Origin of the sequence: Corynebacterium sp. HMSC034H07 (assembly GCF_001815175.1) — a bacterium.
In the GTDB taxonomy this organism is placed as follows: Bacteria; Actinomycetota; Actinomycetes; order Mycobacteriales; family Mycobacteriaceae; genus Corynebacterium; species Corynebacterium hiratae.
In genome coordinates this window covers 57,061-77,393 of sequence record NZ_KV819515.1, presented here as the reverse complement: position 1 = coordinate 77,393, position 20,333 = coordinate 57,061, and the positions used below count along the sequence as shown (strand labels likewise).

The following is a 20,333-nucleotide window of genomic DNA, read 5'->3' as shown; positions in this document are numbered from 1 at the left end:
GCAAGCCTTGAAGTAAAGTAACTCTTCAGTCAACACTGGTTACATCCCCGCGGGAAGGAGCCTCCCCCGATGCAACAGGCACAGCACGGCACCCTGCTTATCGACGATCTGATTGGGCACTCCCGCCTCCTCGAGGTCTCCGAAAGCGTCACCCTTGGCCGCCAGGGGGACTTCCTACTGGCCTCCGATGATCCCGCCATGCACCGCACGTTCCTGCAGGTGTGGTCCAATGGCTCACAGTGGTTCATCAAGAACATCGGCAGTTTCATCGCCGCTACGATCCAGCCGCCCGCCGCCTGCGGCTTCGGCCGCACCCTCATCAGCCCCGGCAGCATTGAGGTCCTGCACCCGGGAACCTCCACGCTCTATTTCTCCACTGCCACCATGAGCTACGAGTGCGAGCTCACCGTCATGCAGTCGCTGCGCAGCCCACAGCCCAGCCTTCCACCGGATGGGCCGTTTACCACCCACGTCTTCGAGCCGAATGAGGAGCAGTGCCTGCTGCTCAAGACCCTCGCTCAGCCACTCCTCGACAACCCCGCTGCGGAGCCACGGGTGGTCGTGAGTAGTCAGCGCGAGCTAGCAGAGGCCCTAGACTGGACCGAAAAGAAAGTAGAGCGCAAGATTCAGACGCTGGCGGAGACCTTGCAAAAGCTCGGCGTTCCGCAGTTCCAGCCGGGCCAGAAAATCTCGTGGCGCATTGTGCTCGCCCAGTTCGCGGCCGCACACCCGCACTACTATGCGCACCTTTCATAACAATTCAGCATTATTGTTTTAAGCCGCTCACCGGTGCTGTTATTCTTTGTCTGATTCTGGCCCCTTTCTATTTTTATCCCCTTCTATCCCTCATCTGTCCCTCTGCAAGGATCTGACAACCAATGTTCGCCTCCGTCTCTCCGCGCGCGCTAGCTGGACTCGGCGTAGCGCTCCTCGCGCTGTCTGCGTGCGCGACGAACAAGGACACCGCGGAGGATGCGCCCAAATTCACGGTCACGGGCCAGACCACCCTGTCCCAGTACGAAGACGTTCCTGTCGAGGGGGCCGACTCCGAGAGCCCAGAACCCAGCGAACCTTCGCACCTGCGCCAGGAGGACGGCACCTACCTGCTCACGAAGAAGGAAGCGGGCCCCGGTGTGGTCAACGAAATCGTGGCCACCTACTCGGGCGTAGAGCCCTACGGTTTCCAAACCCTGCGCGTTGAGCTGGACAACCGGCGCTACGACGGGGCTACCGGCGGCTCTGCCCCGACCGGCGTGCTGCAGTGGGCCACCGGGGGTGCCCTTGTCCTCAGCGTGCAGGCCACGAACTTGAGTGGGGACGAGGCAGATCTGGACAACAATGCCGAATGGCAGGTGGCGCTTCTCGACGACACCCAGTCACACCACCTCAAGGAGGGCGAGGATTTCGTCGTGGACTGTGAGTCCGGCGAGTGCACGCTGGTTGCTCGGCTCACCGACCCCGGCGACTTCGTCGCAGAGATCAGCATCCGGCAGGCCGGTTATGAGCCTTTTGTCATTCACCAGCCCATCATCGTCGCCGCATAGCCATGAACAGCCAGCCCACCGCTTCCGGTCTGCCTTTGGATCTTGAGCCCGAGCTCAGCGCCAAGGGCTACTCGCAGTTCCACCAGATCGGTGCGGGTGGCATGGGCACCATCGTCTTTGCCCGCAAGGAAAGCTTGGACCGCGAGGTCGCCATCAAGGTCATCGCGCAGCATGCGGCCGAGGATGATGAGGAGGTCCGCCGCTTCATGGCGGAGATGCGCACCGTCGCGGCACTCGAGCATCCGGCCATCGTGCCTATCTACGATGGCGACATCACCCCGGGCGGCGTGCCTTATTTCATTATGAAATTTCTGCGCGGCCCTAGCTTGGAGGCGCACATTAACCAGCGGATCTTGGACAATTCCAAGTTCACGGTGGAGGAAACCGTGCAGCTGCTCGCGCCCATCGCACAGGCCCTGGACTACCTGGCGGCCCTGCCTTCGCCGGTCATTCACCGCGACGTCAAGCCCGCGAACATCATCGCCGATAGCACGCCTTCCCCCACGGCCCACAGTGATAACGAGGGCTGTACCGTCATGCTGGCGGACTTTGGCATCGCCATCAATGAGGACACGACGCGCTTGACCCGCGAAGGCCTGCGCGTGGGCACGGATGCCTACATGGCGCCGGAGCTCTACCCCACGCAGCTGGTCAAGCAGCCACCGCAGCCGACCGCCGCCAGCGACCGCTACTCGCTCGCGCTCATCGCGCTGGAGATGCTCACTCTGGTTAATCTGCGCCGCGCCACCAGTCCCCAGCAGTGGGCGCACAGCCGTGTGATACCGCAGTTGACCGCTCATAATCTGGCGCCTGGCGACGCTCCCCTCGCCCCCGCCCTCAACACTTTTTTCGCCAGCGCGCTGAACCCGGATCCTCATCAGCGCTTCGCCAGCGCATCGGAGATGCTCGCGGAGCTGAGTGAGCTGGCGTCCGCGCCGCGCCCCGCAGCCCCGGATGCTGCCGCCGGCCCTGCTACGCCACCGGCCAGCCCCCACCACGAGCGCGCCCAGCAGCCGCGGCGCCGCCATCTGAGCATCCTCGGGGGCGTGCTTGCGGCGGTGTTGCTGTGTCTGGCAGTCGCCGGCGGACTAGCGCTGTACGGCGCGGGGTGGGACGACTACGACGAGGTTCTGGCCCAACAATTTCCACAGTTGTTGCCGGAGCACCCTGGCCGCGCTCCGTGGCGCAACCTCGACTGCCGCCCCGCGCTGCCGGAAGCGGGGCAGCAGGCTCGAATCGTGTGCAGGGGCGACGACCTCACGCTCGTCGCAGCTGATTTCGGCACGGAGGACAACCGTAACTCCATCATGCCGCGCCGCCTCGACGTCTTAGTCCAGGATGCGTGCAGCATCACCTCGGCGGAAATCCCTCACCAGCCGGGAACGTGGGGAGTGTACCCCTCGGGCGTCTCCGCGCGTTTTGCTCTCGTTCTTGCTGGTCCGCAGGCCCACGAGGACCGTTTGAGCTTGCCCATCTGTTAGCCCACCCTGGCGGGAGCGCTGTGTCACGCCCATGGACACGGTGTCGCCTTTAGAATGAGGAAGATTCGTATACCTCACCGTCGACCTCCTCCACGAAGGATTTCTCTCACCGTGACTACGCTTCCTGAATTTTTCACTACCCAGCACCGGCTGCGCGAGAAGGCTGTCTTGGACCAAGGGACGGGCTCCTCGCTGTTTCTCGTGGAAGATCCCTCGCAAGACGAACTCCTCGTAGAGATTTATGGTCCGGAGCACCGCGGCGTGCTCCGCCAGTCCGGAATCGTTGGCCAGCTGCAGCACAGCGCTATTGCCCCCGTCGTGGGCACGGGCACGATGAACAATGGTCAGGAGTTTTTTGTACGCCGCAGCCTGCCGGGCGAGCAGCTGTCGAAGTACACGTCATCTGGCATCGGCGCCCATCACCTTTCCCAGGAGGAGGCTCTCGCCGTCTTTGCTCCCTTGGCCGACGCCACGGACTTCCTTATCCAGCAGGGCCGCGCTGGCTTCGCTCTCCGTGCGCTCAACCCGCGACGCATCATCCTCACCGATAACCGCGCGAACGCCTTCTTCGCCACGGTCGGCCCGGCCACCGCTACCGACGCCCCCACTGCCTCCGCGAAGGAGGTCATTGACCGCCTAGCCCAGCTCGTCTCCGCGGCCTACCCAGGCTTCCGTGCTGCGGCCGCCTACCCCTCAGCGGCCGCCGTTATCGACGCCGTGCGCAGCACAAACACAGATAGTCCGGGCGCGGCCTCGTGGCAGTCAGCTCCGCAGCCCACCGCCGCCCCACAGGCGGACTGGGCCGGGCCGCAGCAACCCCAGCAACCCCAGCAACCGCAACCTGGCTATGCTGCCGATCCCGCGGAGTCATCACCCACCACGCGCACCTCGAAATCGAAGGGCAAGGTCTTTGCGGGCTTGGGCGTGGGCCTTCTTCTCCTGCTCCTGGTTGGTGGGCTGCTGTGGTTCTTCTTGGGGCGGTCGGCGTGGTCCGACTCAGAGCAGGCGCTTGCCGACGGCCACCCCGGGCTCATCAGCTCCCGCCCCGGCGACGAAGGCTTCAACGGCGCCACCTGCGAATCCCGTGCTCCGGAGGACGGCCAAGAGGCGAAGATTACGTGCGTTGGTGACGGCGTGAGCTACTCCGTGGCGCGGTACGGGGACGTCACCCAGCGCGAGGCCGCCGGCCCGACGCAGGGCGCGCAGGAACTATCCAACGGACGCTGCACCGTGTACAGCTACGACATTTCCGATTCCGAGCCGGTGTTCTACATGAGCGCCGAGGACTCCACCGACGCCGTCCTCGTCTGGGGCGAGGACGCAGAGGACATCCGCCTCAACCTACCTCTGTGTTAAACCGCGCACTTAGTCCGCGCGCTTAAGCAGCGGTGCTATCACAGCAATGGCGATGCCGGCCACGCCGGCAAACAGGAAAGCCCAATGCGTTCCCTGCGCCGTCGCCGCGGCCGGGCTTAGCCCAGCGGCAGCGCCAGCCAGGGTGCCGCGGGTGAGGAAGACAACGAGCAAAGCCGTTCCCGTCGCACCCGCCAATTGCTGGAAAGTGTTCATGATTGCCGAGCCGTGCGAATAGAGCTTCTTCGGAAGCGAGGACAGCGCAGTGGTCATCAGCGGCGTCATCATCAAGCACATGCCGAGGGAGAAGATCACGTGCATACCCACGACCATCCACACAGCTGAGTTCTCACCCAAGGTGGCCATGAGCCACAGCCCGGCCACCATGAGCAGTGAACCAGGAATCATGAGCGGGCGCGGGCCATAGGAATCGAAGAGCCGGCCCACAATCGGGGAAAGGAAGGCTTGGAGGATGCCGCCCGGCATCACCACCAACCCCGTGGCAAAGGCCGTAGCCCCCAGGGTGGTTTGCAGATAGATGGGCAAGACCGTGACCATTCCCAGCATGAGCCCAAAGGACAGGAGGAGGATGATCACCGCGAGGGTGAAATTGCGCACACGGAAGGGACGCAGATCCATCAGGGCGCGATCCTCCAGCGCCAAGCGCCGCTGCCGACGGATGAATACGGCGAGCGCGATGACGCCCACCACGGTAACGGCGATGTCCACCCAGCCGCCTCCCTGCAGGATCTTTTCCATCGAGGACAGGCCGTAGATCAACCCGCCAAACGCGAAGGCGGAAAGGATGACGGAGAGGCCGTCGAGCGGGGTATCACGGTTCTCACCCACATTGTCCAAACGCCAGAGCCCGGCGATGAGAATGAGGGCGATGAGCGGAACCATGGACCAGAAGATGGCGTGCCAGGTGAAGTGGTTGAGAATCGCTCCGCCGACGGTGGGTCCCAATGCCGGGGCCACGGAGATAACCACGGAAATGATGCCCATCACCGTGCCACGACGCTGCGCTGGGACCAGCGTCATGGCCACGGTCATAAGGGTAGGGATCATCAAAGCGGTTCCGCCAGCTTGAAGGACGCGGCCCACCAGCAGGATGAAGAAGCTCGGTGCGAGGGCCGCCACCACGGTTCCGGCCAGGAAGAGCCCCACGGACGCAACGAAGATCTGGCGCGTCGTGAGCCTTTCCAGAAGGAAGCCGGTGGTCGGGATAACCACAGCCATGGTGAGCATGAATCCCGTCAACAACCACTGGGCACTCGTGGCAGGAATGGAGTAGTCCGCCATAATGGCTGGTAGCGCAACGGAGAGCGAGGTCTCGTTGAGAATCATGACCATCGCTCCCAGCACCAGGATGCTGAGGGTAGTTATTACCTTCGAAGGGATTTCAGCGGACATGCGGCCGGCTACACCTTTCAACTTTTCTATTTTGGGTCTTCAGCGCTGCTACTCACATCGTCAGCGCCCAAGAGACAACACGTGAGCGATTTAGTGTATTCCTCTGGTGGCCGGGGGTGCCACACGAGCCAAATGTGAACCCTCGTTGGGTGGCACTCCCCGGAATCTCAGCAGGCGCGCTAGGCCACACGGCAGTGTAAAGGTGACAGCGCCCTCCGTACTACTCAAAGCTCTAAAAGCTACTGCCTAAAGTTACAGAAAGGCCTCTGGATGCAGCGCGACCTCCTTGTCACTAACTCCGCTGGGGAACGCGCCGTCGTGCGCCCAGGTCAGCAGCTCGTGGCAGGCCGCGCGGGGGACTTCCCACTGGCTCCTGATGACGCCTCCATGCACCGTCACTTCCTCCACTTCTGGCAGCAAGAGGATAACTGGATGGTGAGTAACGTGGGCAGCTTCCTGGCGGCGGAGTTATCCTCCCCACGCATCCGCACGCACGGCCCCATCAGGCTGCTGCCGCACGCTACCGCAGCCATCCCCGAGGGCACCTCGCTGCTGTGCTTCACGACGCCCAGCGGCTCCTACGAACTCACGCTGACTCGCGGCCCGCACTGATCTAGCGCTGCCCACCTTTCTCTGACACGAGTGCACGCGCGGCCGGGTCCAGGACGACGACAGCGCCACCGTCTTCAATGCTGCAGCCAAGCCACCGATAGTCGGGCTCGTCTGGCCAGCCGGGATCGGCGTTATAGGAGCAACTGAAATCATCTTCCATGAGGTACCCACGGTTACCGCCCTCCATGGGCGCGAAGTCATAGTTCTTGTAATACTCAAGAACTTCCATTGCCCGCGCGCAATTCGTCCCGTTTTCTTTGGCATAGACATACTCGCCATTGCCGAGGTCCCCACAGATGGTTCCGGTCATAGCTTTCCCTTCCCCATCTGGCTGCGGTGGGAAGGTATCGGAGTAGTACTCACCATCGTCTTTCACTGTGAAGTGGTGGCCATCGATCTTGACCGTGAACTCATCCTCATTCACGGATTCAAACGTCACACCGTTCATCGTGACGGTGTTCCCTGCTTCTAGCATGGTGGGCGCCGCGGCGTCTCCGCCCATTTTCACATTGGGATAAAAGCCCGCGTTCGCATCGAAGTTGACGGAGTTAGAAAGCCAGAACGGCTGCCCGGTCGCCGGGTACAGGGGCGGATCAGCGAGCATTACGCTGCACCCGATCAAACCTTGATCTTCAGTAACTGTGCAGGCCACACGGTCATTCGGGCTGCTCACTCCATACACCGTGGAGGTCGCGTGTCCCAAGTTGGTGGCGATGAAGTCTTCCTTATCTAATTCTTTAAGGCCCGAGTCACCTTCCTTGTCCTTCGCGGACGTCGGAGCCGGGCTCGCTTCCGTAGATTCAGTGTTATCGGCGGAAGTCTCGGCGGTGGAGGTGTTGTGGAATTGCGGCTCACCGCTGGTGGAATCCTCGGCAGCAGAACACGCTGCCGCTGTACAGGCGATCAGTGCGAGGGGCAGGGCATTCAGAAGCTTTGTCACACCTGCATTTTCCCATGGATTGGTCAATCCTGCGGCTAGCCGCAGCAACTTTCCCTCATTGGGGGCTGAAGGCGCAGCAATGAGAAAACCAGAAAACCCGCGCAGCCACCACAGTGGCGGGCGCGGGCAGGTGGAAGCTAGGAGAAACTAGTGCTCCGGCTTCACGATCGGGAAGAGCACGGTCTCGCGGATGCCCAGGCCGGTCAGGGCCATGAGCAGGCGGTCCATGCCCATGCCAGCACCGGCTGTCGGCGGCATGCCCTGCTCCATGGCGGCGAGGAAGTCCTCATCCAGCACCATGGCTTCCTCATCACCGCCGGCGGCAAGGCGGGCCTGGTCCTCGAAGCGCTCGCGCTGGATTACGGGATCCACCAGCTCCGAGTAGCCCGTGGCCAGCTCGAAGCCGCGCACGTACAGGTCCCACTTCTCCGTCACACCCGGCTGCGAGCGGTGCTGGCGGGTCAGCGGGGAGGTCTCAACCGGGAAGTTCTTCACAAAGATCGGGCCCTCGAGCTGGTCCTCGCAGAGCACCTCCCAGATCTCCTCCACCAGCTTGCCGTGGCCCCAGCCGCCGTTCTTCGGGACGTCGAGCCCGATGACGTCGGCAATCGCCTTGAGCTCCTCGACGGTGGAGTCGATGGTCACTTCCGGCTGGCCGGGGAACTTGCGCTGCAGAGCCTCGTTGAGGGAGGGGTACATTTCAATTTCCGGCCACTCTTCGCCGCCGAGGTCATACTCCGTGCCATCCGCCAGGGTGACGGTGGTGGAGCCAAAGACCGCGCGGGCCACAGACTGGATGGACTCGCGAATGGTGCGAGCACAGTCGTTGTAGTCGCCCCATGCCTCGTAGGTCTCCAGCATGGCGAACTCCGGGGAGTGGGAGCGGTCAACGCCCTCGTTGCGGAAGTTGCGGTTGATTTCAAAGACGCGGTCAATGCCGCCGACGACAGCGCGCTTCAGGAAGAGCTCCGGAGCGATGCGCAGGTAGAGGTCGATGTCCAGGGCATTGGAGTGGGTCACGAACGGGCGGGCCGCCGCACCACCGTGGATGGTCTGCAGCATCGGGGTTTCGATCTCCACGAAGCCCTGATCCTCCAGGTAGTTGCGCAACGCACGCATGACCTTCACGCGGGTCATGGCATTCTTGCGGGCCTCCTCGCGCACGATGAGATCGTTGTAGCGCTGGCGCACGCGAGTTTCCTCGTTCATGTCAGCGAAGGAAACCGGAAGCGGGCGCAAGGACTTCGCCGCCATGGTCCACTCGGAAGCCATGACGGAGAGCTCGCCGCGGCGCGAAGCAATGACGCGGCCGCGTACGGAAATGAAATCACCCAGGTCAACGTCAGACTTCCACGCGGCGAGGCGCTCCTCCCCTACCTCCGCCAGCGACAGCATGGCCTGTACCTGGGTGCCATCACCATCCTGCAAGGTGGCAAAGCAGAGCTTGCCGGTATTACGCATGAAGATAAGGCGGCCGGCGATGGCCACCTCGACGTCAGTCTCCTCACCCGCGTTGAGGTAGGTGACGCCCTCTTCCGCGGCCGGCTCTTCGCCCTCTGCAACGACCTGGAACTGCTGGCGGAGATCCCGCAGGGAGATCGTGCGGTCCACGGTCACCGGATAAGGCTCGGTGCCGGACTCCAACAGTCGGGCGCGCTTCTCGCGGCGGATGCGCAGCTGCTCGGGGACGTCAGTAACTTCAGTATTCTTCTTCTCGCTCACGGTTGTCTAGGGTAGTCGATCCCCATACGCTGGCGCGATCCCGGTTCACAGAGTGTTCATCTAGCCGTTAGACAGTATCAACCGCGCGGCCATCTCAACCGTATTAACTCAGTGCGTCCGTTGCGACATCCCCGCGCAACCAACGAGTTCGATTTTTGGAGCATATTTTCATGGCACTCAACGGCCGCAATCTCTTGGCTAACATGTTTACCTCTTCTCGTTCTTCTCTTACCTGCACCTACAAGTGCGGTAATGCCTGCTTCGGCGAGTGCGAGAACACCTCCGATAACCCTTACTTTGGTGACCAGTTCTCCCGCCGCACTGCTCTGCGCGCCGGTGGTCTGGCCGTCGTCGCCGTCGGTGGCTCCTCTGCGCTGGCTGCGTGTGCCGCGCCGGATGACAACGGGTCTGCGGCTGGCAGCTCCTCCAACAAGACCAGCGAGGTCAAGGGCTCTGACATCGAGCTCACCTCCGCCGAGGGCATGCACTTTGAAGCCGTGGAGGCCAACACCAAGGATGAGGTCGTCATCCCCAAGGGTTATGAGCAGTCCGTCCTGATTGCCTGGGGTGACCCGGTCATCGAGGGCGCGCCGGAATTCGACGTCAACAACCAGACTGCCGCGGATGCGGAGAAGCAGTTCGGCTTCAACAATGACTTCGCCGGCCTCATCGAGCACCCGGATGACAAGAACCGCATGATCTACATGTGCTCGCACGAGTACACCACCGAGCCGATGATGTTCCCGGACTACGACCCGGAGAACCCTACCGAGGAGCAGGTAAAGATCGGTTGGGCTGGCCACGGCCACACCATCCTCGAGGTCTCCAAGGTGAAGGGCTCCGGCGAACTCAAGCGCGAGTTCGGCCCGCTCAACCGCCGCATTACCGCTACCACCCCGTTCACCCTGGTGGGCCCCGCTAAGGGCACCGACCTGGTGAAGACCTCCGCCGACCCGAAGGGTGAGAAGGTCCTGGGCACCCTCAACAACTGCTCCGGTGGCGTGACCCCGTGGAACACCATGCTCTCTGGCGAAGAGAACTTCGACCAGTATTTCGCCGGTGGCGATGTCAAGGATGAGAAGGCCGCTGAATCCCTCAAGCGCTTCGGCATCGAGGAGGGCCCGTCCGAGCGTAAGTGGGAAAAGTACGATGACCGCTTCGACGTGACCAAGGAGCCGAACGAGCCGAACCGCTTTGGCTGGCTCGTGGAGATCAACCCGCTGGACCCGAAGTCCACCCCGATTAAGCACACCGCCGTGGGCCGCTTCAAGCACGAGGCCGGCAACATCCACATCACCAAGGATGGCACCGTGGTCTGCTACTCCGGCGATGACTCCCGCTTCGAGTACGTCTACAAGTTCGTCTCCTCCAAGAAGTACAAGGAGGGCGACCTGAAGCACAACATGACCATCCTGGACCACGGCACCCTGTACGTGGCCAAGATGGAGGGCAACTCCCCGGAGAAGGAAATCGACGGCTCCGGCGTCCTGCCGGAGGACGGTGCTTTCGACGGCACCGGTGAGTGGGTCAAGCTGCTGACCTCCGATACGGAGAACAACAAGTTCGAGTCCCACGTGGACGGCATGTCCGCCGAAGAAGTCGCCGTCTTTACCCGTGAGGCCGCCGATAAGGTGGGCGCCACCAAGATGGACCGCCCGGAGGACGTTGAGGTTCATCCGGAGACCGAGAAGGTCTACATCGCGCTGACCAACAATAAGTACCGCGGCGCCACCGGCGAGAACGCTAAGAAGAACAAGGAAGACGCCAAGGAATGGGCTCCGGTCAAGGAGAACAAGAACGGCCTGGTCATGGAGCTCGAGGATGACCACGCCGGCGAGAAGTTCACCTGGAACCTCTTCCTGGTCTGTGGTGACCCGCGTGAGGCCAGCACCTACTTCGGTGGCTTTGATAAGGAGAAGGTCTCCCCGATTTCCTGCCCGGATAACCTGGCCTTCGACAACCACGGCAACCTGTGGATCTCCACTGACGGCAACGCGCTGGACTCTAACGACGGCCTCTACGCCGTGACCACCGAGGGCGAGACCCGCGGCGAGCTCAAGTGCTTCCTCACCGTCCCGGCGGGCGCGGAGACCTGTGGCCCGATCGTCGACGATGACCGCGTCATGGTCAACGTTCAGCACCCGGGCGAGTCTGATGACGCCACCTTCGACAACGCCACCTCCCACTGGCCTGATGGCGGTAAGTCCACCCCGCGCCCGGCCGTGGTTGTGGTGTGGAAGAAGGGCGGCAAGATCGGTACCGAATAAGGCACCGACGTTGCGTAGTGCGCACTCTTAGGCGGTGCGCAGCTGCGCCTCCAGCACCTCCTGTGCAAAGTCCCACAACGGGGTTGCAACGCCAGCTTTGACGCCCATGCGTCGGATCGCTCCGACCTGGGCGTCTAATTCGTTGGGAAGCCCCTCCTTGATATCGCGCTGCATCGAGGACGTACTGTCCGGGTGCTGCTGGCGGGCGAACTCCATGGTCTGTTCCACCACGTTCTCCGGCAGCTTCACGCCGAGTGCGCGCCCGACGGCCTCGACTTCCCGCATGAATGCCTCAAGCTGGCCGGGGATTTCCTGGCAGAGGTAACCAATCGGTTTATCCACCAAGGCGCCCAGAGTTCCTGTCGGGGTAACGAACATGGCTTTCGACCAAACGTCGACAAGCGCGGCGTCATGGAACTTGCTGGAAGCCCCAGACTCCTTCAGCGCCGCCGCCAGTTCCTCGCCCGTGCGGCGCAGGGACTCCGGCGCATCGGCACTTAGCGGTCCGAAAGCCAAAGCCAAAGGCCCTGGGTTGCGCTTGATCCGTGCCGGCGCCAGGCGCGTGGCATAGACGCGAGCGACACCGGCGAGGATGTTTTCCTCCCCGAATTCCTCGGCCGCCAAGTACGGAATCTCGACCGAGTTGTGCGTGGTCACCACCGGGATTCCCTGCAGCGCCTCGCGGTCCTCCGCGCTTCCAAAGGTCTCGTTGCCCGGCAGCGCCTTCGACGCGATAATCGCCACGTCCAATCCGCCCAAGAGTTCTTTGACCTCAGCAAAGGTGTGGGCAGCCGGGACCTTTATGACCTCGGTGGTGGTGGGTTCCGCGTGGGCGTCGATCAGCGTCACGCCCGTCTCCCCCAGCACCCGCAAGGTCTCACCGCGAGCGACGAAGGCGACGTCGTGGCCCGCTGCTTTCAGTTTTCCGCCAAAGTATCCGCCGATGGCGCCGGCTCCCAGAATTCCAATCTTCATGTCTCCAACCTAGCTGGTGGAGACCTGCGCCACAGACTTTTATCCGCGCTGTTCTAAGTTTCGGAACCCAATTCCCAACGGCACGCCCGCGTTATCGATGAGCCGCACCCCACCCACGGTGGCGGCGATAAAGAGGCGGGCATCGCCCTCTGCGGGGGCCTCACCCAGGTCGCGCCCGCGCAGCTCCACGTACTCCGGTTCCACGCCCGCGGCAGCCAACACCTCACGTGCCACGCGCACGACTTCCTCGGCCCCGGATTCCGCCGCGTACGCACCGGCGGTGAGTGCCGCTGACAAGGCGCTGGCTTGCTCACGGGCCTCCGGTGCGACGTCGGCATTGCGCAGGCTCATCACCACCCCATCGGGCATACGCACCGAGGGCACGCCCTGCACACGCGCCGCAATGTGGAGGTCCGTAAAGGCCTGCTGGGTGGCCACGAGCAGCTCGTAGTCCTTCTCCCCCATGAACACATCGCTGGGACCCAGCGCGCAGGTCAGCGCCACAATGCGGGTCAGCTCCGCGCTCACGTCCTCCATGCCGTGGTCGGGTGCAAGGACCCGCGTGCGCTGACTCTGCTGGTCGTAGCGCCACACCACATCAACCCCATCGAGGGAAGAGATGTCCGTCTCCGGGTCCACTGCCACGACCACGATGCCACCGCGCACGCGTTGTGCTGCCTGCACGAGTGCCAGGTGCCCGGCGTGAATATCGCGGCCGAGTGGCACCAGCACTACGCGCTTGCCGGTCTTGCGGTAGGCGCTGCCGACCATGCGGATGCGCTCGTTGTCCTCCACTAGGAGTTGCTCTGCCACGGCGCTTCCTTTCTTACTGCCCACAGTTCCAGTTCTTCCATGTTCTTCTTCTCACCCACCATGCGGGCGACGTCGCGGTAGTTGCGCGCCATGCCCAGCTCCACGGCGGCGGGGTAAGCATCGATGATGTCGCCAGCGTCAAGGTCGAAGGAACTGCCCATAAAATCTTCGATAATCCCCGCCTTAAGCGCCGCCCACGCGCTGAGTTCACCGAGCATCTCCGCGTAGTACAACCGCGCGGCTCGCTCGGCACGTTGTGCCGCCGGCACCGTTTCTGCAGTTTGGTGAATCTCCGAGAGCAGCAACCCAATGACGGTCTCCGCCACCTCATCGAGGGTGCCCACCGCGTAGGAGTCGCCCAGGGGAGCTGCGGCAATCGTCAGGCACCCGCGCGTTTCCAGCTCATCAAGGGCTTCCACCCCAGCCAGCAATGAGGTGTGGATGACGATTTGCTTGGGGCGCACGTGCTTTTCGACGTCCCCCACTGCCCCCTCCAGCTCCCTCGCCGTCGCGGCGAGAATCAGCGCATCGAAGCGGTCCAGCTGGGCGGGGTCCTCAAGGCTCTCGATGGTATGGCCCGCCCACTCGAGGCGTCGCGCGAAGTTAAGGCCGGCCCGGGAGCTACCCCAGACCGCCACCCGCATGCGTGGTGCCTTCATCTACTTCTTGTCGCCCTTGTTCTGCTGTTCCTGCTGACGCTTGCGGCGTGCCATGAGCTCCGCCACGGAGACCGCGCCCTCGCGGTGCTCATCGCTGCGGCGGCGGCCACGGGTGCTGGTCTGTGCGGTGTCTGCCTCCGGCTTGCGGTGGCGGTGGTGCGGCTGGGCCGGGGCAGAGTTCTCCTTGACGTGCTGCCCGCCCGCGGCACCCTGGTTCCACTGCACGGCCTGGAAGCTATCGGTCTTGAACTCCGGTGCCTTTGGCTGGGGCTGTGGCTTCTCAGTCTTCGGCTGGGGTTGAGGCTTCGGCTGCGGCTTCTGCTGTGCCGCCTGCGGCTGAGGCTGTGTTTCGGTCACTGGGCGAAACGCCGAGGGACGGTTCTGAGAAGGCTGCGGCGCGCCGAAGGCCGATGGTGCTGGGCGGGTGCCCTGCTGATCTGCGGGTTTCCCGGCGGGCTGCTCGGCTGGCTTCTGCGTGGGTTGCTGAGCAGGCTTCGCGGCTGGCTTCGCCGCCGGCTGCTGGGCGTTGGCACGGGCGTTATCCGCCAGCAGATTGTCCAGCGGGTTGCTCACCGGGTGGGTCGGCTGCGAGCCGAGGCGGCCTGCGACGGCGTCGGCAGACGGCGCGCCGCCGGACTTCTGGGTGAAGTTCACGTTGGGGGCATCGCCGCGCTCATCCACGCCAGCGCCGCCAGCCTTGCGCTCCAGCTCCTGGATGCGGCGAGCCTCCGCATACAGGGCGGCCGGCTCGTAGACCCACTCGCGCCCGGAGATCTCCTCGATCTGGGTGCGGATGGCTTCCAGCTCCGATCGGATCTCCGCCAGGACCTTGCTGTTATCCGCGCTCGAAGCACCGGAAGCGGTCAAGGTGGATGCGGCATGGGCGCGCTCCACCGCCAGAAGCTCCTTGGCCTCATGGGCCTGACGGCGATAGCGCACCACCAAGAAGAAGCCCAACACCGCGGCCCACAGGGCAGCCAGCAGGGCAATCTTCAGTGCGTTCGCCGAACCCGAAATCAACATGACCAGGCTGGCGATGACCGCGAGGATGACGAGGATGATAAGCCCAATAGAACCAGCATCCGTCTTCGAACCGTCCTGGGAAGACTCCGCCGTTGTCGGTGGCTGAGAGTCCGGCTGCGCAGAAAACTGGGTGGTCGGGCGATCATCCGGGGCCGACTCGTACTGGGGATCAGGGGCGTGGTGCGGGCTCGTCATGCCCACTAACTTACCGCTTGTGCCCCATCAGTTGGAGGTGGCACCTCGCAGTGTCGCTCCAACACCACTCCGGCAACACACATCGCGGCACCGCCCAGCGCCGAAGACACCACCCCGGCCAGGTCACCAGCCGCAGCGACGAGCTCACCGGCGCGCGGCACCACGTAGACCGCCATGCCAGCATAGGCCCCGCCCACGATGGCCCCGGTCCACGCCGAGGCTTTGCCGACAAGCAGGAATTGCGCGATGGTCATGGGATTGAGCTGCGAGTTATCCAGGCCGATACCGTGCTCGTCCTCCTTGGCACCGCGCACCTTGAGCGTCAACAGCACGCACACCAGCGCCATAGCCCACAGAGAAATCGATACGGTTGCCGGAATGGCCAGCATGGAGCCATAAAAGCGGGTGGTGAGGATGGCAGCCGCCGCAGCCACGAAGAGGGCGGTGCCGACAAGCGCGCCGATCGACGTCCTCGTCATTACTCCCCCAGTTCCTTCACCGCAGCGACCTCGTCCTCATCGAGGTCGGCGATGAGCTCGCGCACCGGGGTGCCGTTGAGCTCCGCGTGCTCATCCGCGGCCAACCACGGCACGAGCACGAAGGCCCGCTCGTGAGCATAAGGGTGCGGCAGAGTAAGTTCCGGATCTTCGGAGGTCACGCCGTCTATCTGTACGATGTCCACGTCCAGGGTGCGAGGACCCCAGTGCCGCACCCGCACACGCTCAGCGGCCTCCTCCAGCTTCTGGCCGCGGCGCAGCAGCTCCAGCGGGGTGCAGTCCACGTCCACGATGAGCACCGCGTTGAGGAATTCATCTTGGTCGGTCACGCCCCACGGCGGGGGGGCAAAGACTGGAGAGGCAGCGACGGTCTCCTCAGCAAACTCGTCAAAGACGGTCTGCAGCAGCGCGCGGCGATCCTCCATGTTGGAGCCGATGGACAGCACGGCGCGCATTAGCCTGCCATCCTCTTCCGGGAGCGGCGGGCCACCACTGCCACGTCCGCGAAGGGGCGCGGGATGGGCGCCTTTGGCTTATGAATGGTCACCTCGATGGCGTGGAGAATCTCAAAGCGCTGCATCGCGGTCTCAGCAACTTCTTCAGCCACCGTCTCGATAAGGTCCCGGGAGGGGCCCTCGACGATGTCTGCGGCGACGTCGGCAAGCTCGGCGTAGTTCACCGTGCGGGACAGGTCATCCCCGATTCCCGCGGTGTCCAACCAACAGGTGACGTCCACGATGAAGGGCTGCCCCGTCTTTTTCTCTTCCTCGAAGACTCCGTGGTAGCCAAAGCACTCCAGGCCGGTGAGTTCGATGCGATCCGCCATGTTTTATGCCTTTCCCAAAGAAGTGGACACCACTGTTCCGCCGTCCGCGCCGTTGGCGTAGCTGCCGGAGGCATGCGCGCCGCCGGTGTAGGCCGCGCCCGCGTTCCAGGCCGCGGCGACATCCACGGCATCGCGCGAGACTTCCACCTCGTGCACGCGCACGCCCCACGCACCCATCTGCGCGGAGATGGCAGTCACGGCGGCGGTGGCCGGATCCGCGAGCAGCGGGCTGGACTCGGCACCGCGATCCTCCCGGATGGCGGCGAGGAAACGCTTGCGGGACGCACCCACCAACAGCGGGAATTCGCCCTGGAGGAACTCCGGCAGAGCCTTGAGTAAAGCCCAGTTATCCTGCGGGGACTTGGCAAAACCCAGGCCCGGGTCAACAACGATGTTGTCGTGGCTAACACCGGCCTGCAGCGCGTTATCGGCGAGCTTCGCCAGGGACTCGTGGACATCGCGCACCACATCCCCGCCGTGGTCGGCCACACCGGCGGCCGAGCCGAACTGGACGGTGCGCCAGTGCATGAGGCAGACCGGCAGGCCGGTTTCGGCCATGGTGCGGTACATGTGCGGGTCGGCCGCACCTCCGGAGACGTCATTGATCATGTCCACGCCGGCCTCCGCAGCGGCTTGAGCAACCGAGGCCCTCATCGTGTCCACGGAGGTCTTAATCCCCTCCTCGCGCAGCGCCTTGATGACGGGCACGACGCGGCGCTCTTCCTCTTCGGCCGCGACACGCACCGCACCCGGGCGGGTGGACTCGCCGCCCACATCAATCATGTCCGCTCCAGAGGCCACCAAGTGCCGGGCGTGCGCGATGGCGTCGTCGACATTAATCCAGCGCCCGCCGTCGGAGAAGGAATCCTCCGTGACGTTGACGATGCCCATGACCAGCGTGCGGCCGGGAACGGTGAGATCACTGACTGCCATTGCTGCTAGCTCCTAATCAGGCTCATGACCTCCGCGCGGGAGGCCGCATTCTTCTTGAATCCGCCGCGCACCGCGGATGTCGTCGTGGTCGCCCCCGGCTTGCGGATACCGCGCATGGCCATGCACAGGTGCTCGCACTCGATGACGACGATGACGGACTGCGCGTGGAGGACCTCCACCAGCGCATCGGCGATCTGGCTGGTGAGGCGCTCCTGGACCTGCGGGCGCTTTGCGTACATGTCCGCCAGGCGAGCCAGCTTGGACAGGCCGGTGACGTGGCCGTCGGAGCCAGGGATATAGCCGATGTGCGCCGTGCCGTAGAAGGGCACGAGGTGGTGCTCGCAGGTGGAATAGATGGGGATATCGCGCACGAGGACGAGCTCTTGGTGCTCCTCGGCAAAGGTCTTGTGCAGGACCTCAGTCGGGTCCTGGTGGAGACCTGCGAAGACCTCGGCATAGGCGCGGGCCACGCGGGCCGGGGTCTCGCGCAGGCCCTCGCGGTCGGGGTCCTCGCCCACTGCGATGAGCAGCTCGCGGATGGCTGCTTCGGCGCGCTCGTGGTCGAAGTCGCGCTGCGCCGGGATGTTATCGCTCATTGGTGTCGCCATCCTTGTACGGGTTGTTGCGGTGTTCATGTTCTCCCCAGCCGGGAGCGCCCCAGGCGTGCTCCTCCGGCTTGGCGTGGCGGCCGCGGCGTTCCGGTTCGCGTGGCTGCGGCTGGTGTTCTGGTTGGGGCTGGGATTCTGGCTGCGATGCGGCGGCATCCGGCACACGCGGAATCTCTTGGGTGTCCTCGTGGCTGGGGTCAGCCTGTTCTGGGGCAACAGTTTCTTCCTGCGCCCCATCGCTGACCGCTTCGTCTGCGCTGAGCTCGCGACCGGTGGGCTCGGTGATATCGGACTCGCCGAAGAAGGTATTGCCCTTCTCCGGATCCACGTAGTCACCCGCGTGCTGGCCGAAGCTGAAGCCAATCTCCTCGACCGATGCCTCCGATGTCGCGGCGGCGGCCTCGTCACCGTTTTCCTTCGCGCGTTCGAGCTCCGCGTGGCGGCGCTCGCGGGCGGCACGGGAGGCGTCGAGAAGCGTCATGCGCTTCGGCAGCTCCTCGCCGCGCTCCTGGGCAAGCTCGACCGGGGTCTTTACCGGCTCGCGGCCGGCCTGGCGCGGGAAGCGAGCGTCCTCGTTCGGGAAAACGTCGAAAGCCTCGCGCGGCTCGATGCCCTCGAAGATGCCCTCGAGGTCCGGGCGGCGCAGGGTTTCCTTCTCCAGGAGCATCTCGGCGAGCTTATCCAGGTAGTCGCGGTGCTCGGACAGGATGTCATAGGCCTGCTGGTGCGCGCGGTCCAAGAGGTAAGCCATCTGCTCATCAATCTTGGCGGCAATGGCATCGGAGTAGTCGATGGTCCCGCCGCCACCCATCTGGCTGAAGGGATCGCCCTGCTCCTTGCCGTACTTGACGGTGCCTAGATCCGGCGAGAAGCCGTACTCAGTAAGCATGGACCGCGCAATCTTGGTGGCGTGCTCGATATCGGAGGAAGCACCGGTGGTCGGTGCGCCGAAGACCAGCTCCTCAGCGGCACGGCCACCCATGGCGAAGACGAGGCGCGCGAAGAGCTCATCGCGGGTATACATGCCCTTGTCATCTTCCTGCGCGGTCATGGCGTGGCCGCCGGTGCGGCCGCGGGCCAGGATGGTGACCTTGTAGACGCGCTCAATGTCCTTGAGCGCCCAGGCGGCCAAGGTATGACCGCCCTCGTGGTAGGCGGTGACCTTCTTTTCATGCTCGGAAATGATCTTGCCCTGGCGGCGCGGGCCGCCGACGACGCGGTCGGTGGCCTCCTCCAGCGCGTCATAGGTAATGACGTTGCCGCCGATACGGGCGGTGAGCAGGGCAGCCTCGTTGAGCACGTTGGCCAGGTCCGCGCCGGACATGCCGGCGGTGCGCTTGGCCAGCTGCGCCACGTCGACCTCCTTGGCCAACGGCTTGTCCTTGGCGTGCACGCGCAGGATCTGCTCGCGGCCGGCCAGGTCCGGGTTGGTCACCGGGATCTGGCGGTCGAAGCGGCCCGGGCGCAGCAGCGCCGGGTCCAGGATGTCCGGGCGGTTGGTAGCGGCGATGAGGATGACTCCCTCACGGTCACCGAAGCCGTCCATCTCCACGAGCAGCTGGTTGAGGGTCTGCTCGCGCTCATCGTGTCCACCGCCGGTACCGGAGCCGCGCTGGCGGCCCACGGCATCAATCTCATCAACGAAGATGATGCACGGGCTATTTTCCTTCGCCTGCTTGAACAGGTCGCGCACGCGGGAGGCACCGACGCCGACGAACATCTCCACGAAGTCGGAGCCAGAAATGGAGTAGAAGGGCACACCGGCCTCGCCCGCCACGGCACGGGCCAGCAAGGTCTTACCGGTGCCCGGCGGGCCGTAGAGAAGTACGCCGCGCGGGATCTTCGCGCCGAGGGCGTGGTAGCGCTCCGGATCATCGAGGAAGTCCTTGATTTCCTGCAGCTCATCCACGGCCTCGTCCGCACCGGCCACATCCGCGAAGGTGTTGGTCGGCATATCCTTGGTCAGCTCCTTGGCCTTGGAGCCGCCAATGCCAAACATGCCGCCAGCGCCCTGCTGCATGCGCGACATCATCCAGAACAACAGCGCGAAGAGCAGCAGCATCGGCAACAGGAAGCTAATCATCGAGCCGATGAAGGAATCCTGCGTGACCTTCGTTTGGTACTTCTCAGCACCGGAGTCCTTGACCGCGTTAAAGACCTGCTCGGAGGCGCGTGCCGGGTACTTGGCAATGACCTCCTCGATGCCCTCCTGCTCTTCCACCGTCACCGGCTTCTTGAGCTTGAGGCGCAGTTGCTGCTCGCGGTCGTCGATCTGCGCTTCCTCGACGTTCTTGGAGGTCAGCTGCTCCATGGCCACCGAAGTGTCCACCTGCTTGAAGCTGCGGGCATCGTTGGTAAAGAACGTGAATGCGTACAGCAGGATGAGAACCAGGCCCGCGATGGAGCCGTAGCGGATGATGTTCTTGTTTTTCATTAACTACCTTGCACAATTGCGGCTTAAAGCGCCGGACA

19 protein-coding genes are annotated in these 20,333 nt (G+C 63.9%); 6 read left to right on the top strand and 13 right to left on the bottom strand.

Annotated features, from left to right (window positions below; genetic code table 11):
- Positions 1 to 69 precede the first annotated feature (69 nt).
- From HMPREF3009_RS03655 to HMPREF3009_RS03640, 4 genes are all read left to right on the top strand, one after another.
- Positions 70 to 756 carry a hypothetical protein gene (locus HMPREF3009_RS03655; RefSeq protein WP_070511101.1) on the top strand — a complete coding sequence of 229 codons (687 nt, stop codon included), beginning with the start codon at positions 70 to 72 and terminating at the stop codon, positions 754 to 756.
- 122 nt (positions 757 to 878) lie between these two features.
- The gene (locus HMPREF3009_RS03650) at positions 879 to 1,544 is read left to right on the top strand and encodes a hypothetical protein (protein ID WP_070515874.1); all 666 of its coding nucleotides are present in this window, start codon (positions 879 to 881) and stop codon (positions 1,542 to 1,544) included.
- A gap of 2 nt (positions 1,545 to 1,546) precedes the next feature.
- Positions 1,547 to 3,025, top strand: coding sequence for a serine/threonine-protein kinase (locus HMPREF3009_RS03645; protein ID WP_070515876.1), 1,479 nt, complete (start codon positions 1,547 to 1,549; stop codon positions 3,023 to 3,025).
- 111 nt (positions 3,026 to 3,136) lie between these two features.
- Positions 3,137 to 4,381, top strand: coding sequence for a serine/threonine protein kinase (locus HMPREF3009_RS03640; RefSeq protein ID WP_070515878.1), 1,245 nt, complete (start codon positions 3,137 to 3,139; stop codon positions 4,379 to 4,381).
- A gap of 9 nt (positions 4,382 to 4,390) precedes the next feature.
- Here the strand turns inward: HMPREF3009_RS03640 and HMPREF3009_RS03635 are convergent, their stop codons facing one another.
- Positions 4,391 to 5,791 carry an MDR family MFS transporter gene (locus tag HMPREF3009_RS03635; protein WP_070680083.1) on the bottom strand — a complete coding sequence of 467 codons (1,401 nt, stop codon included), beginning with the start codon at positions 5,789 to 5,791 and terminating at the stop codon, positions 4,391 to 4,393.
- 270 nt (positions 5,792 to 6,061) lie between these two features.
- Between HMPREF3009_RS03635 and HMPREF3009_RS03630 the strand changes: the two genes are divergently transcribed.
- Positions 6,062 to 6,403, top strand: a complete 342-nt coding sequence (locus HMPREF3009_RS03630) for a hypothetical protein (protein ID WP_046647209.1) — start codon at positions 6,062 to 6,064, stop codon at positions 6,401 to 6,403.
- Between the two features lies 1 nt (position 6,404).
- Here the strand turns inward: HMPREF3009_RS03630 and HMPREF3009_RS03625 are convergent, their stop codons facing one another.
- Both HMPREF3009_RS03625 and lysS read right to left on the bottom strand, forming a co-directional pair.
- A complete protein-coding gene (locus HMPREF3009_RS03625; protein WP_049154719.1) occupies positions 6,405 to 7,343 on the bottom strand; it encodes a hypothetical protein in 939 nt (312 codons plus the stop codon).
- Between the two features lie 147 nt (positions 7,344 to 7,490).
- Entirely contained in the window at positions 7,491 to 9,065 is a 1,575-nt protein-coding gene (lysS, locus tag HMPREF3009_RS03620) for a lysine--tRNA ligase (RefSeq protein ID WP_070680080.1), read from the bottom strand.
- A 170-nt stretch (positions 9,066 to 9,235) separates the two neighbouring features.
- Between lysS and HMPREF3009_RS03615 the strand changes: the two genes are divergently transcribed.
- The gene (locus HMPREF3009_RS03615; protein ID WP_070680077.1) at positions 9,236 to 11,332 is read left to right on the top strand and encodes a PhoX family protein; all 2,097 of its coding nucleotides are present in this window, start codon (positions 9,236 to 9,238) and stop codon (positions 11,330 to 11,332) included.
- 27 nt (positions 11,333 to 11,359) lie between these two features.
- Here HMPREF3009_RS03615 and HMPREF3009_RS03610 read toward each other — a convergent pair whose 3' ends face one another.
- From HMPREF3009_RS03610 to ftsH, 10 genes are read right to left on the bottom strand one after another with little or no spacing between them, the layout of a single operon-like run.
- Positions 11,360 to 12,307 (bottom strand): 2-dehydropantoate 2-reductase, encoded by a 948-nt coding sequence (locus HMPREF3009_RS03610; protein WP_049154717.1) that lies wholly within the window; start codon positions 12,305 to 12,307, stop codon positions 11,360 to 11,362.
- Positions 12,308 to 12,346: 39 nt separating this feature from the next.
- Positions 12,347 to 13,078, bottom strand: a complete 732-nt coding sequence (locus tag HMPREF3009_RS03605) for a pantoate--beta-alanine ligase (protein ID WP_070516221.1) — start codon at positions 13,076 to 13,078, stop codon at positions 12,347 to 12,349.
- A 23-nt stretch (positions 13,079 to 13,101) separates the two neighbouring features.
- Positions 13,102 to 13,779 (bottom strand): Rossmann-fold NAD(P)-binding domain-containing protein, encoded by a 678-nt coding sequence (locus HMPREF3009_RS03600; RefSeq protein ID WP_083306496.1) that lies wholly within the window; start codon positions 13,777 to 13,779, stop codon positions 13,102 to 13,104.
- Positions 13,780 to 14,997 (bottom strand): DUF6779 domain-containing protein, encoded by a 1,218-nt coding sequence (locus HMPREF3009_RS03595; RefSeq protein WP_070516217.1) that lies wholly within the window; start codon positions 14,995 to 14,997, stop codon positions 13,780 to 13,782. It lies immediately after the preceding gene.
- 5 nt (positions 14,998 to 15,002) lie between these two features.
- Positions 15,003 to 15,476, bottom strand: a complete 474-nt coding sequence (locus HMPREF3009_RS03590; RefSeq protein ID WP_046647203.1) for a DUF3180 domain-containing protein — start codon at positions 15,474 to 15,476, stop codon at positions 15,003 to 15,005.
- A complete protein-coding gene (gene folK / locus HMPREF3009_RS03585; protein WP_070680074.1) occupies positions 15,476 to 15,949 on the bottom strand; it encodes a 2-amino-4-hydroxy-6-hydroxymethyldihydropteridine diphosphokinase in 474 nt (157 codons plus the stop codon). The genes HMPREF3009_RS03590 and folK overlap by 1 nt, the downstream gene beginning before the upstream one ends.
- The gene (gene folB / locus HMPREF3009_RS03580; RefSeq protein ID WP_070680071.1) at positions 15,949 to 16,320 is read right to left on the bottom strand and encodes a dihydroneopterin aldolase; all 372 of its coding nucleotides are present in this window, start codon (positions 16,318 to 16,320) and stop codon (positions 15,949 to 15,951) included. Before folB ends, folK begins: the two co-directional genes overlap by 1 nt.
- A gap of 3 nt (positions 16,321 to 16,323) precedes the next feature.
- Positions 16,324 to 17,253, bottom strand: coding sequence for a dihydropteroate synthase (gene folP / locus HMPREF3009_RS03575; RefSeq protein ID WP_070516214.1), 930 nt, complete (start codon positions 17,251 to 17,253; stop codon positions 16,324 to 16,326).
- A gap of 5 nt (positions 17,254 to 17,258) precedes the next feature.
- Positions 17,259 to 17,849, bottom strand: coding sequence for a GTP cyclohydrolase I FolE (folE, locus tag HMPREF3009_RS03570; RefSeq protein WP_046647199.1), 591 nt, complete (start codon positions 17,847 to 17,849; stop codon positions 17,259 to 17,261).
- Positions 17,839 to 20,295, bottom strand: a complete 2,457-nt coding sequence (ftsH, locus tag HMPREF3009_RS03565) for an ATP-dependent zinc metalloprotease FtsH (protein WP_070516212.1) — start codon at positions 20,293 to 20,295, stop codon at positions 17,839 to 17,841. The genes folE and ftsH overlap by 11 nt, the downstream gene beginning before the upstream one ends.
- Positions 20,296 to 20,333 lie beyond the last annotated feature (38 nt).

What these genes read in the sequence shown, in the direction of transcription:
- HMPREF3009_RS03650 (WP_070515874.1), top strand. Translation starts at nt 879, where the DNA reads ATGTTCGCCTCCGTCTCTCCGCGCGCGCTAGCTGGACTCGGCGTAGCG.
- HMPREF3009_RS03610 (WP_049154717.1), bottom strand. Translation starts at nt 12,307, where the DNA reads ATGAAGATTGGAATTCTGGGAGCCGGCGCCATCGGCGGATACTTTGGC.
- HMPREF3009_RS03605 (WP_070516221.1), bottom strand. Translation starts at nt 13,078, where the DNA reads ATGGTCGGCAGCGCCTACCGCAAGACCGGCAAGCGCGTAGTGCTGGTG.
- HMPREF3009_RS03600 (WP_083306496.1), bottom strand. Translation starts at nt 13,779, where the DNA reads ATGAAGGCACCACGCATGCGGGTGGCGGTCTGGGGTAGCTCCCGGGCC.
- HMPREF3009_RS03590 (WP_046647203.1), bottom strand. Translation starts at nt 15,476, where the DNA reads ATGACGAGGACGTCGATCGGCGCGCTTGTCGGCACCGCCCTCTTCGTG.
- HMPREF3009_RS03615 (WP_070680077.1), top strand. Translation starts at nt 9,236, where the DNA reads ATGGCACTCAACGGCCGCAATCTCTTGGCTAACATGTTTACCTCTTCT.
- HMPREF3009_RS03635 (WP_070680083.1), bottom strand. Translation starts at nt 5,791, where the DNA reads ATGTCCGCTGAAATCCCTTCGAAGGTAATAACTACCCTCAGCATCCTG.
- HMPREF3009_RS03655 (WP_070511101.1), top strand. Translation starts at nt 70, where the DNA reads ATGCAACAGGCACAGCACGGCACCCTGCTTATCGACGATCTGATTGGG.
- HMPREF3009_RS03630 (WP_046647209.1), top strand. Translation starts at nt 6,062, where the DNA reads ATGCAGCGCGACCTCCTTGTCACTAACTCCGCTGGGGAACGCGCCGTC.
- folP (WP_070516214.1), bottom strand. Translation starts at nt 17,253, where the DNA reads ATGGCAGTCAGTGATCTCACCGTTCCCGGCCGCACGCTGGTCATGGGC.
- folE (WP_046647199.1), bottom strand. Translation starts at nt 17,849, where the DNA reads ATGAGCGATAACATCCCGGCGCAGCGCGACTTCGACCACGAGCGCGCC.
- HMPREF3009_RS03595 (WP_070516217.1), bottom strand. Translation starts at nt 14,997, where the DNA reads ATGACGAGCCCGCACCACGCCCCTGATCCCCAGTACGAGTCGGCCCCG.
- ftsH (WP_070516212.1), bottom strand. Translation starts at nt 20,295, where the DNA reads ATGAAAAACAAGAACATCATCCGCTACGGCTCCATCGCGGGCCTGGTT.
- folB (WP_070680071.1), bottom strand. Translation starts at nt 16,320, where the DNA reads ATGGCGGATCGCATCGAACTCACCGGCCTGGAGTGCTTTGGCTACCAC.
- folK (WP_070680074.1), bottom strand. Translation starts at nt 15,949, where the DNA reads ATGCGCGCCGTGCTGTCCATCGGCTCCAACATGGAGGATCGCCGCGCG.
- HMPREF3009_RS03645 (WP_070515876.1), top strand. Translation starts at nt 1,547, where the DNA reads ATGAACAGCCAGCCCACCGCTTCCGGTCTGCCTTTGGATCTTGAGCCC.